This window comes from Collinsella sp. wc0529 (genome assembly GCF_046116875.1).
Lineage (GTDB): Bacteria > Actinomycetota > Coriobacteriia > Coriobacteriales > Coriobacteriaceae > Collinsella.
Genome location: NZ_JBJXBO010000001.1, coordinates 604,554 through 616,890 on the forward strand (window position 1 = coordinate 604,554; position 12,337 = coordinate 616,890).

The window sequence follows — 12,337 nt, forward strand, 5'->3', positions numbered from 1 at the left end:
CGCGGCATCTCGGATTCTCAAAAATGAGACACGCCGTTGGCGAAAATGAGACACGTGATATCGGGCATCGGATGTATCATTTGCAAAAATGAGTACACTCCACTCGAATAAAGCGAGGTCCCTCATGTACGTTCCACACCCCCGTATCCGTAGGCTGTCGAAAATCCCGCTTGTTGGGACGGCGGCGCTTGCTGCGTTGGTCGCCACGAGCGTCGCCTGCTTCACGGCCACGCCCCAGGTTGCCCAGGCGGCAGACGCGCCCGCAATCACCGATATGACCGAGCAGGATTATCAAGCCCTGGGTCTGGGCACGAGCGAGGACATTCCGGCCGATACCGTTGGCCCCTATTCCACTGATACCCCCACGACGTTTGCCACGCGCAGCGAGGTCTATATGGCAGCTAACGGTAGCCATGGCAATCGCTACACTCTGCGCGACAAGCTCGAGAACGTCGAGCGCGGTGACATTGGCGGCAGCAGCAAACTCACCGATGGCTATGGAAGTGTGTGGGGCGCCGCAAAGTTCTGGCAAAACGTCAACAACTTCGATACGAACAGCGATCTCTACAAGCATAGCGACTACGGTGGCGGCACCTGGTCGTACCTAAGCAACAATGAGCCCTCAACAGTACTCGCCAACGACAACAACGGTTTCTCGGGCATTCACGCCACGAGTGTTGAGTTCTGCAGCGACGCCAGCACGGGCAAAAAGAGCCGCGTTGCCGAGCTCCGTGCCTACGGCGACAGTTCCTCCACGACGATTGACGGCAAGTCATACGCCGGAAAGGTTGAGCTGGTCCTCTACTCGTTTAGCAACGGGCGCACGCGCACTCTCGACACACACCTGCCGGTGACGGTCAACACTAATATGATGTACGAAGGCCGTTTTAAGTACCTGGATGCCGGTTACCTGCAAGAGCACGACGCCGTCTTTGATGTCGAGGCGGGCGATGTCGATGGCGACGGCGTCGACGAGCTTTTTGTCTACGCGGGCTGCTATGTCGACGAGAACGGCGTGCGCAAGGCTGTAGTCGACATGTATGACTTGGAGGGCGGCAACTGGAAGCAAAGCGTCGTCAAGATCGATGCCGGTAACGCCGCGGACTACACCACGCACAACAAAGGCGGGAACGACTCCTGGACGCAGCTTCAGTCAGCTCCTGTCGTTTCGCTAGCGGCCGGCGACCTCGATCGCGATTTTTGCGATGACCTCGCCATCGTGGTCTCGGCACCCTACGGCAAGAAGAATATTGATAAGTCGACGCATTGCGAGCTGTTTTCGTGGGATGCATCCAAGGGTGCGCTCGTCCATGTCGATGCTCTGGGCGACGCGGGCGCAATCTCCCTCTCCGCGAACGGCAAGACCATGGTCGCTGCGAATGCGACGTTCGGCACGTTTGCCGCCTACGATGAAGAAGGAAAGAAGACGGGTGAAACCGTCACGGGCCTTATTCTTGCGGGCTATGACTGGCAACGCAGCGCTTTTGATTACGGCGCTTCTGACGGCAGCAAGGGGCTGTACGGCGCGCTGTACCGCTACGCGTATTTTGACTCGGAGTCTGGCGAGTTCAAGCTTTCCGATTGTAAGGAATACAGAGACGGGCTCCTCGCCTCCTATGGGCTGATGCATGTGCCCAACAGCGCATGGAAGGATAGCGCTCAGGATAAGCGCTATCCGTGCACCTTGGCGCCTATTGCCCTTGCCACTGCCAACCTTGACGGCCTGTCCGAGCAGCTGGCGGTTGACGAGGTGCTCGTGGGCGGCGATGTGTTCCGCGACTTTGCCTGCAACACGGCACAGAGCGGGGCTCAGGGCTTGGGGTCCATGGTCGGAACCATGAGCATGAGCGGTCAGCAATACAACAGCAGCAACAAGCATGACCACAAGGGTATAGAACAGGTGTGGATCAGCGACGTCAAGGCGGGCAGCGTCTCGGGTTCGGACCGCTATAACGAGAGCTTTATCGCCGTGGTGGGCAAGCATCGCGACGAGGACCTGCGCAAGAACGATGACTACTATTGGATGACCGCCTCGCATTTTTCGCTCGACGAGAACGGAAAGGTGCGCCGCGGCGAGGAGCAGGTGATTAGCGAGAGCAACCGTCGCGGCACTACCTACGGCACATTTATCTCGCTCGCGCTGCCCGATGTCGACAACGACAGCGTCAAGATCACGTACAAGGACCGCTACAAGGTCTATACCAACCCGCGCGTGCTTGCCGTGCTGCAGGATGCGCCCTATGTTGAGGATCTGGAGCAGGCATACGGCTATCTGGTGTTGGGCGGCACGTCATACGGAGAGGAAAAGGGCACGGGGACATCCCAGGGCTATACCATTGGCGCCGAGTTGGGCGTTGCCGTCGAGGTGCAGACCGGTCCGCCCCTGGTCGCGATGAATGCTTCAGTCGATTTTGCCGCCGAGGGATGCTATGACTATCGGAGCGAGCGCACGGTCAGCGCAAGCGTAAGCTATGAGTCGCATGCCGGCGAGGGTGACAAGGCCGTGCTCTACACGATTCCGATGGTCTATTACGAGTATGAGATCGAAAATGAGGAAACTGGTGGCAAGGGCGTGATGGCGGCGCCCGTGTCGCTCGGCGCGCAGACCTCGGTCGTTAATGTCGAGGCCTATGACCGCATTGCCAAACAGCACAATATGACGCCGCTCAGCTACTTTTTGACCAACCGGTCGGGAGAACCCGGAACCTATCAAACGACGCTCAACGGCGAGACTCCCGTTGGGGATTCCTTTGGCCTGGGCAAGCCTGGCGTAACGCGTGCCTACACGCACGATGGGTTTAACGGCGCCGCCGCGCAGTCGGGGGCGAGCATTGAGCAGACCATCGAAGTCGAGGAGGGCAAGGAGCAGGAGCTCGAGCTCGGCTTGACGCTGAACGGCAGCGTTGTCATGGGCGCGAAGCTCGCAAAGCACGAGTTGTTTGGCGGCCTGTGCTTTGGTGCCAACGCCGGCTTTACTACGGGTAACTCCTCGAGTGAATCGACCGAATACGGCGGCACCGTCGACAACCTGCCCGAGGCCGCGCAGGGCAAGTACGGTTTTGTGTGGCGTCTGGGCGTCAACGCGGTGGATGTCGACAAGTTCGAGGCAGACTCGGGCGACAAGCTCGGCACCAAGGACACCGACCAGTTCTGGATCGTGGGCTATGACGTTAAGGACGTCGAGATGCCCGACGCGCCGGCCGTGACGGGCTTTACGGCAAACGCCGTCGATTCGACCAGCGTTACGTTTAGCTGGGACGATGTACTCGCAAACAAGAGTGGCTTTAGCTACGGCGTGGGCATGCTGCAGAGCAATGCGGCGGATGCGGTCGTCAATAGCTGGAAGATTGCCGACAACACGCAGACCTCGCTCAAGTGGGATGGGCTGCAGCCCAATACGGAGTATCGATTCGCCATCGCCGCCGTTAAGAATGGATCCACGACCGAAACAGGTATTCGCTCGGCAATCATCACGGTCAAGACCATGCCCGATGGCATGACGATGACCGTGAGCGGACCTGCGGCGGATGCTGCGGAGGGGTCGGATCTTGGATACGACTCTTCGGTTGAGCGCACGGCGGGAAGCCACCTGACGCTCTCGGCGATTGGCCATGTGAAGCAACTCGGTGCCGACGATAGCGAAACAGGGCTGGCACCGACCTATATGTGGTACCGCAAGGGCCGCGGCGAGACAGAGTTTAAGCTCGTGGGTGCCGATGGCAACCTCGCGGCTGGAACGGCCTCAAAGCTCGAGATTGACCTGACCGCAGACGATGACGGTGCGCAGTATTACTGCCACGTGGGATACAACGAGGTGGGCCTCGACACCGGCACGACGCTCGTGAATATCGAGGCCGAGGAGACGGCGCTCACAACGGTGAACGCCACCCCGATCCGCACGCGCCGCCTGTTCTCACAGGCAAGTGCGGGCGCCAAGAAGTTCCTGGACCATACGCTGGTAAACACCGCCGGCCCAACCGATTCCGAAGGCTCAAAGGACCCCGAGACTCCTGAGACCCCGACGAACCCGGACAAGCCCAAGTCCGACAACGGAGCTAAGACCGACACCAAGGTCAAGACTACGACCACAGCGAAGAACCTCGCAAACACCGGCGACCAAACATTCGCCCTAGTCGCCACCGCAGCAGCAGCGGGAGCAACGCTCGTAGTGATAGCCCTCATCATGCTGATCAAGCGCCGCAAGACCCACTAGTAGCCAGTCGAACATATCGACAACCCAAAAACCCGGGTAGCCAAAAAACAGGCCACCCGGGTTTTCTGTTGAGTGGAGACTCCGCAAGCGGAAACTGCGTCCCATAATTAGGCCGAGAAATGGGATGAACTTTCCCAATGAGAGCCAACCGGAAACCACGTCCCAGAATCAGCCCCCAAAGTGGGACGCACTTTCCCAACGAGCCTCAACCGGAAAATACATCCCGGAATCCAGCTGAATAGTGGGACACACTTTCCCAATCGGGTCCCAAGCGGAAACTGCATCCCATTCCGGACGTGAATTCTGGGACACGGTTTCCGGATGCAAAAAGGCCACATGACGTGGCCTTCAACTTATATATGTTCAGCAGATGCCCCCATGACAAGCCGCGTTTCAACACCGAGGCGTCTGCCCGGCGGCACGGAACGTAAGGTTCATCGCGAGTTCCGCACGAGCCGGAGAGCACTTAATGTGCTCTCCGTGCGAGCAGGACTGTCCGAGCAGGGAACCTTACGTTCCGCGCCGCCGGGCAGACGAACCAGTTAAGACGCGCCGTTACTTGATCTTGGTCGTACCCGGTGCCAGGTTGGGGTCGGTCTCGTTGGCCTCGGTCTGGAAGTGCTCGGTGTACACGTTCTTGCCGTCGCGGAACATCTCGTAGTACTGCATCTTGGCGTAATCCTCGCGCGCCTTGGTGGCGGCTGCGGCAGCGGCGTCGTCGCCGGTGACGTTGGAGGAAAGCGCCCAGCGCAGGCTGGCGTCCTCGTAGCCCACGGAGTTGATAGCGGGCAGCGACTCGCGCAGCGTCATGTGCGCTTTCTGGTAGTCGGTCAGCGGGGCGCCGATCAGCTGCATCAGCTGGGTGGACAGGTAGTTGGTGGACAGGTCGTCGGTCTCGCTCGTCTGGTCGCAGCCGGCAACGTCGTAGTTGGCCCAGATGATGTAGTCGGTCTGCCACAGGCGCTCCTGATGCGTAGCATCGTCTTCGCCGGTAAACCACTTGTCATTGAACTTGGACGGGAAGAACGGCTGGTGGTCGCCCCAGAACACCACGACCACCTTACGGTCGAGCTTGCTCAGGGCGTTGAGGAAGTAGCGCAGCGCCTGGTCGGACTGCTCGATGCACGAGACATACTCGTCGACATCGGAGAGCGTGCCGTCCTCGACGGTCTTGGCGTCCAAATCGGTCGTGTCGATATTCAGGTGCATCTGCTTGTCGACCGGCAGCAGGCCCGTATCGTAGCCCGAGTGGTTCTGCATGGTCACGTCGAAGATAAACTGCGGATCGGCGTTCTGGTCGAGCAGCTCAAGAATCTTGTCGTAGGTAGCCTGGTCGGTCACCATGCCGCGCAGGGTGTCGGCTCCCTGGAAGTCATTGATAGACAGGAACTGGTCAAAGCCAAAGTCCTTGTAGACGTTCTCGCGGTTCCAGTTGGTCGCGTGGTTGGGGTGCATGGCCGTGGTGGAATAGCCGAGCGATTTGAACTGTTCTGCCAGGTTCCCGGTCGTCTCCATGTTGTAGATGGTGTAGGGGTACACGCCCGAGCCCAGGTTAGCCATGGAGTTGCCGGTCATAAACTCAAACTCGGTATTGGCGGTGCCGCCGCCGTAGGCGCTCACATAGAGCTTGCCGCGGCTGAGGCAGTTGGACAGGTTCTTAAAGTACTGCGGGCCCTCGTAGCCGGCGCGCATGTTCTGGTAGATCGACAGATCCGAGAAGGTCTCATTCATGATGGCGATGACCGTGGGCTTCTCGCTGTCGAACTGCTCCTTTGCGGCGGCGCGCTCGTCGCTCTTGGCCGCGTCGGACTTGTCGTAGGCCTTGGCGTACTTTTTGAGCGTGGCCTTGGCATCGTCGACGGAGTAGTCGGCGGGTTTGGGCGGCTTGATGGACTGCGCCGCACTAATAAAGGCGGGCAGGTAGCCCTCGCGCCAGTAGCTCTCGAGCGGGCGCCAGGTGTAGACGGTGATGCCGAGGGTGTTGTAGTAGTCGATGAGCGTGACATGCGCGGTTACGCCGCCCAGGCACAGCACTGCCACGAGCAGGTTGGTGAGCAGCATGCGCTTGGCGTTGGCGGCACCCTTCTGACGGTGCGGTGCCACCAGGCCGGCGTACTCGCACAGCAGCATGGCGATGGCGGTAAAGCCCATGGACAGCACACAGAACAGCGAGATGGAGAAGGTGTAGCCGGTGCCGGCGACCGCGGCGGCGGTGGAGATGGCCGAAAGGTCGCCCGGCTGGATGGGCATGGATTTAAACGTGATGACGAAGAACTCGGCAATGCCCAGGACAAAGAGGGCAAAGGCCAGGACCGCGGGAGCTGCGCCGTGGCGCTGGAACAGGAAGAACAAGCCGATCATGAGCACGGTGATGATGGCCCACTCGAGCAGGATGCACAGGGGGTAGACCCAGGTAAAGTCGTGGTTGGACGAGACCTCCATGCCCAGCAGCGCAAAGACGCCGGCGAGCAGCAGGCACAGGACGGCGGCGACGAGTGGTTTGCCCACAAAGGCGCCGCGCAGGCGGGCGAGCTTGCCGGTGGGGGCGGGGGCGTCGGGCTTGGCGAACGCAAAGACGCGCGGGGCGATGCGATCGCGGGCGATGCTGGCCCAGGCGCATCCGGTGAGGATGGCGTTGGTCAGGATGAGCATCACAAAGGCGAGCGGCTCGTTTTGGGCGACGAGGCCAATGGCGCCCCAAATAGTCAAAAAGACCTGGAACAGGCCGAAGACGACGCTCCACCCAAGAGCGCTTTTGGCAACGGTGCCCGACTGAGCGCGAATGGCCTTGGCCTCGCGCAAGACAAGGTAGACGGTCGCCGTAAGACCGACGAGCGAGATGGCGGCAGCGAACATGCTGAGACTCCTCACAAACTAAAACGTACGAAAGCGGGGGTTTACCCGATTGTTACCAAGATATGCGCTGCAATTGGTGGCTGCGCACAACAACCAGCCATATTAACGCGCACGTGCGGCGGTGTGGCGCAATGTAGTGGCGGCCTGCGCGATAATGGACGGGAATTACACGGAAACGTAAAGGCTTCTTAAAGAATTAGCGAGGATAGAGCTATGGGCGAGCAGGTTTGTATGACGGGCACCGAGTACTGCGGCGGAGCTGTGGGCGTGGATGCGTGCGGCTATCCGGTCGAGACTACGGGCAACGCGGCGCTGGACATCTTGGAACACCGCTCGTCCACGCGTGCCTTCGCGCGTGATGACGACGACCGTCCCGTGGCGGTGACCGACGAGCAGCGGGCGGCGATCTTGCATGCGGCGAGCCGCGCGCCGTCGGCGGGCGCCATGATGATGTATTCCATCGTGAGCATCCGCGAGCAGGCAACGCTCGACCGCCTGGCCGACCTGTGCGACCACCAGCCCATGATCGCCAAGGCGCCCTGGGCACTTATATTTGTGGTCGACTATGCCAAGTGGATCGATCTGTTTGAGCACGTGGGCTGCTTTGAGCCCGAGTTTGTCGAGCGCACGGGCAAGGCGCCCCGTCGTGCACCAGGTCTGGGCGACTTTGCCATCGCGGCCCAGGACGCCGTGATCGCCGCGCAAAACGCCGTGGTTGCCGCCGAGGCCCTGGGCCTGGGGAGCTGCTACATCGGTGATATCGTCGAGAATGCCGAGGAAGTTGCCGAGCTGCTCGATCTGCCGCCCTATACCATGCCGCTGTCGATGCTCATCATCGGCACGCCCCGTAAGGAGCGCCCGGCAATCGCGCACCCCGTGGTGAACCTGGTGCACGAGGAGCGCTACTGCCGCGCCGATGCTGCGACCATGGACGCGCAGGTGGCCGAGATGGACGCGATGTTCCGTCCGCATGCCCGCGAGGTGGGCGAGCGCGTCGTGGACATCTATACCCGCAAGCACACGAGTCCCTTTATGGCCGAGATGAGCCGCTCCATGGAGTGGTGGTTCAAAAATTGGCTTGGAAAATGACGAATGTGACAAAGGGACAGTCCCTTTGTCACATTCCATATCGCCGCGGTAGCCTAAAGACTGTATAAATCTTTATCTAGCTGGGAAAACAGTGCATTTAAACATGGCCGATTACCTATAATCCTTTCGAACGTTAAAGTTGGGAGGAAACCGGCTTATGGAACAAAAGGCCAAGGAGGCAGCCTCGCACGCTGCGATTCCTGTGAGCATCTCGGCGATGCTCGTCACGCTGGGCGTGGTGTATGGCGATATCGGCACCAGCCCCATGTATGTAACCAAGGCGCTCGTTGCCGGCAACGGCGGCATCGGAAGCGTCACGGAGGAGTTCGTGCTTGGTGCGCTCTCCCTTGTCGTGTGGACGGTCACGCTGCTGACCACTATCAAGTATGTGCTCATCTCGCTGCGCGCCGATAACCATGGTGAGGGCGGCATCTTTGCCCTGTACAGCTTGGTTAAGCGCTGCGGCAAGTGGCTTATCATCCCCGCCATGCTGGGCGGCGCGGCACTGCTCGCCGACGGCATCCTGACGCCGGCCGTTACCGTTACCACGGCCATCGAGGGCCTGCGCACCATCCCGGCGGTCCATGCCGTGCTGGGCGATGACCAGGGCCGCGTCGTGGCCATCACGCTTGCCATCATCATCGCGCTCTTCTTGGTACAACGTATCGGTACGGCCAAGATCGGTCACGCCTTTGGCCCCATCATGACGCTGTGGTTCCTGTTCCTGGGCGGCACGGGTCTGTTCTTTGTCTTCCAGCACCCCGCCGTGCTGCTGTGCCTCAACCCGGTGCGCGGCATCGCCTTTTTGCTGAGCCCCAACAACCACGCGGGCATCATGATTCTGGGCAGCTGCTTCCTCGCCACCACCGGTGCCGAGGCGCTCTACTCCGACATGGGCCACGTCGGCCGCGGCAACATCTACGCTACCTGGCCGTTCGTTAAGTGCTGCCTGCTGCTTTCCTATATGGGCCAGGGCGCTTGGCTTATGAACAACGCTGCCAACCCCGAGCTCATGGGCATTGCCGACCTCAACCCGTTCTACCAGATGCTCGCCCCGGGCCTGCGCCCGTTTGCCGTAGGCCTTTCCACCGTCGCGGCCATCATTGCCTCGCAGGCGCTCATCACCGGCGCGTTTTCGCTGGTGTCCGAGGCCAGCCGCCTGGACCTTATGCCGCACATGCAGGTCTTCTACCCTGCCGAGACCAAGGGCCAGCTCTACATCCCCATGGTCAACAACGTCATGCTTGTCGGCTGCGTCATTGTGGTGCTGCTGTTCCAGAACTCGGCGCATATGGAAGCCGCCTACGGCCTTGCCATTACGCTGACTATGATGTGCACCACGCTGCTGCTCTTCTTCTACCTGCACGAGGAGCGTAAGCTCAAGGTTGCTCCGTGGATCTTCGCAGCCTTCTTCCTTATGCTCGAGGGCTTCTTCTTTGTGAGCTCGCTCACCAAGTTCTTCCACGGCGGCTACTTCACCATCCTTATGGCTGCACTCATCATGGGCATTATGGTGTGCTGGTACAACGGCACGGCGGTCGAGCAGCGCCAGTTTACGCTGCTGCCGCTGCGCAGCTACCTGCCGCAGCTCAAGCGCCTGCGTGACGACGACCGTTACGAGCGCATGAGCGACAACGTCGTGTACCTGACCAAGGACACCCATACCGACTACATCGACCGCGATATCGTCTATTCGATCTTGGACAAGCATCCCAAGCGCGCCCGCGCCTGGTGGTTTGTGAATGTCGAGACCATGGACGAACCGCACACCTTTGCCTATTCGGTCGAGACGTTCGGCACCGACTACGTGTTCCGCGTGCATCTGTACCTGGGCTACAAGATCAACCAGCGCGTCAATGCCTACCTGCGTCAGGTTGTTCAGGACCTGGCTGCCACCGGCGAGCTGCCGCCGCAGACGCATGACTACTCGGTCTACAAGGATCCGGGTAACATCGGTACGTTCAAGTTCGTCCTGATCCGTAAGCTTCTGGCGCCCGAAAGCGATGTGGAGCCCAGCGAGCGTACGGCCATCACGCTTAAGTACATCATCCGCCGTGCCGCCGGCACGCCTGCACGCTGGTACGGCCTGGAGAACTCCAACGTGAGCTTTGAGTACGTGCCGCTGTTCACCAAGTTCAAGGCTGTGAATAAGATGCAGCGCCTAGCCCCCAACGAGCGGCCGTAGACGTCGGCGGCTACACGGAGTTAGTTTTTGATGGATAAGCATGAGGCCGGGGAGGTAAACATGGATACAAAGGCGCTCGATGGCCGTGAGGCGGTGGTCGAAATGGTGCGTGAGGCGCGCGTCGACGCCGCCGAAGATCGGTTCTTTACGAATCGTGCCAACATGGACATGGCCGACCGTGTGATCTCGATCGTGGTGACGCTGCTTGTCGCGGCGTGCGTGTGCGCACTGCTCGCGCACGTGCTGTTTGTCTAACGACCGCAGGCTGCAAAGGCTATACACTTGGAACCACCACAAGGGAAACCACCACAAAGGTGCCTGTCCCTTTGTGGTGGTTTTTGTTTTTGAGAGAGGGGCGGGGCACTGATGGACGTCCGTACGGACGGCGATATTGCCGATAGCTTTTGGTGGCGGCGCACAACGCTGACGCGCCGCACTCCTCTGTATGACGCCTGCGTATCGGTGGGGCTGCTGGTCGCGGCGACGATTGTGGGCGCGCTGCTCGACCATCCGGGTCTCGCGCCGAGCATCATGATCGTCTATGTGTTCGCCGTTCAGCTGTGCGCATTCTTTACCTGGAGTCGCCTGTATTGCTTGCTGAGCTCGGCTGCCGCCGTGGCGCTCTACAACTTCTTGTTTGTCGACCCGCGCTACTCGCTGTCGCTTATCGACCGCGGCTATCCCGGCATGTTCTTCATCATGTTCGTGGTCTCGCTTGTGTCGAGCTCGATTGCGTTGGCCCTGCGCCGCGCCTTGGCACAGGCTGCCGCCAGCGACCGCCGCACGCATATGGTGCTCGAGACCAACCGCATGCTGCAGCGGTGCGCCGATCAGCATCAGATCGTTCACGCCATGGCCACGCAGCTGGCGCGTCTTTCGGGCTGCCCTGTCGTGTGGTACAGCGCCGACGCCGAGGGCGATGACCTGCTGCCGCGCGCGACTTACACGGCCGTGGGCGATGCCGCACCGGTGCACGAACTGGCGCCGCAGATGCCGCCTCGGCTCTCGGCGTCCGCCTATGTGGGAACGCCGCTCGACGCCACGTTTGGCGGCTCGGCGTTTTATGGCATCTACCTGACGGTTCGCACGGGCGACGGCTTCGCGCGCTCGGGCGACCCCGCCTCGGTGGTGGGCGTGCTGGCTATCGTTGCCGAGCCCGACGTGCTGACGCATGAGGAGCGGACACTTGCCGATGCCATCGTGAGCGAAGGCGAGCTGGCGCTCGATCGCGCCCGCGCCATGGAGGCCCGCGAGGAGGCGGCGGTGCTTGCCAAAAATGAGCAGCTGCGCGCCAACCTGCTGCGCTCCATCTCGCACGACCTGCGCACGCCGCTCACCAGTATTTCGGGTAATGCCGATGTGCTGCTCGACCAGGGCTCGACCGGCACCGCCGTGCTCGACGCCCAAACGCGCCGCGGCCTGCTCTTGTCCATTCGCTCGGATGCGCAATGGCTCAACGCCACCGTCGAGAACCTGCTCGCCATCACCAAGCTCGAGGGCGGCGGTATGCGCCTGTCGACCACGCTCGAGCTCATGGACGATATCGTCGAGGAGGCGCTGCGCCACGTAAGTCCGGCCGTGCGTGAGCACGATCTTAAGGTAGTGCCGTGCGACGAGCCGGCGCTCGTCAACGTCGATGCGCGCCTGATGGTGCAGCTGGTGGTCAATCTGGTGAACAACGCCATCACCTATACGCCCGCGGGCTCGCATATCATGATTTCGATTAGCGTCGACGATGGACGCGTGGCGTGCTCGGTTGCCGATGATGGTCCGGGCATCGCACCCGAGGATCGCGAGCGCATCTTTGAGTCGTTCTACACCGCCAACCACGGTTTGGCCGACAGCCATCGCAGCGTGGGCCTGGGTCTTTCGCTCTGCCGCTCCATTGCGCTGGCGCATGGCGGTAGCATAGAGGTTGCCGCGGCGGACCCGCACGGCTCGGTCTTTACGATTGAGCTTCCCGTCGCCGACGTTTCGTTTGATAAGGAGTAGCG

At 60.8% G+C, this 12,337-nt stretch carries 6 protein-coding genes; 5 read left to right on the plus strand and 1 reads right to left on the minus strand.

Annotated features, from left to right (window positions below; translation table 11 throughout):
* The first annotated feature begins 124 nt into the window (after positions 1-124).
* Positions 125-4,213 (plus strand): fibronectin type III domain-containing protein, encoded by a 4,089-nt coding sequence (locus tag ACKUTP_RS02520; protein ID WP_409063487.1) that lies wholly within the window; start codon positions 125-127, stop codon positions 4,211-4,213.
* Positions 4,214-4,768: 555 nt separating this feature from the next.
* Here the strand turns inward: ACKUTP_RS02520 and ACKUTP_RS02525 are convergent.
* Positions 4,769-7,069, minus strand: a complete 2,301-nt coding sequence (locus tag ACKUTP_RS02525; RefSeq protein ID WP_409063488.1) for an LTA synthase family protein — start codon at positions 7,067-7,069, stop codon at positions 4,769-4,771.
* Between the two features lie 213 nt (positions 7,070-7,282).
* Between ACKUTP_RS02525 and ACKUTP_RS02530 the strand changes: the two genes are divergently transcribed.
* The 4 genes from ACKUTP_RS02530 to ACKUTP_RS02545 all read left to right on the plus strand — a co-directional run bounded on the left by ACKUTP_RS02530 (position 7,283) and on the right by ACKUTP_RS02545 (position 12,335).
* Entirely contained in the window at positions 7,283-8,158 is an 876-nt protein-coding gene (locus ACKUTP_RS02530; RefSeq protein WP_409063489.1) for a nitroreductase family protein, read from the plus strand.
* Positions 8,159-8,315: 157 nt separating this feature from the next.
* A complete protein-coding gene (locus ACKUTP_RS02535) occupies positions 8,316-10,343 on the plus strand; it encodes a KUP/HAK/KT family potassium transporter (RefSeq protein WP_409063490.1) in 2,028 nt (675 codons plus the stop codon).
* Positions 10,344-10,403: 60 nt separating this feature from the next.
* Positions 10,404-10,598, plus strand: a complete 195-nt coding sequence (locus ACKUTP_RS02540) for a hypothetical protein (RefSeq protein WP_158572412.1) — start codon at positions 10,404-10,406, stop codon at positions 10,596-10,598.
* Positions 10,599-10,709: 111 nt separating this feature from the next.
* Positions 10,710-12,335, plus strand: coding sequence for an ATP-binding protein (locus tag ACKUTP_RS02545; protein ID WP_349115294.1), 1,626 nt, complete (start codon positions 10,710-10,712; stop codon positions 12,333-12,335).
* Positions 12,336-12,337 lie beyond the last annotated feature (2 nt).

Coding starts and splice junctions, on each gene's coding strand:
- ACKUTP_RS02520 (WP_409063487.1), top strand. CDS start 125: ATGTACGTTCCACACCCCCGTATCCGTAGGCTGTCGAAAATCCCGCTT.
- ACKUTP_RS02525 (WP_409063488.1), bottom strand. CDS start 7,069: ATGTTCGCTGCCGCCATCTCGCTCGTCGGTCTTACGGCGACCGTCTAC.
- ACKUTP_RS02530 (WP_409063489.1), top strand. CDS start 7,283: ATGGGCGAGCAGGTTTGTATGACGGGCACCGAGTACTGCGGCGGAGCT.
- ACKUTP_RS02535 (WP_409063490.1), top strand. CDS start 8,316: ATGGAACAAAAGGCCAAGGAGGCAGCCTCGCACGCTGCGATTCCTGTG.
- ACKUTP_RS02540 (WP_158572412.1), top strand. CDS start 10,404: ATGGATACAAAGGCGCTCGATGGCCGTGAGGCGGTGGTCGAAATGGTG.
- ACKUTP_RS02545 (WP_349115294.1), top strand. CDS start 10,710: ATGGACGTCCGTACGGACGGCGATATTGCCGATAGCTTTTGGTGGCGG.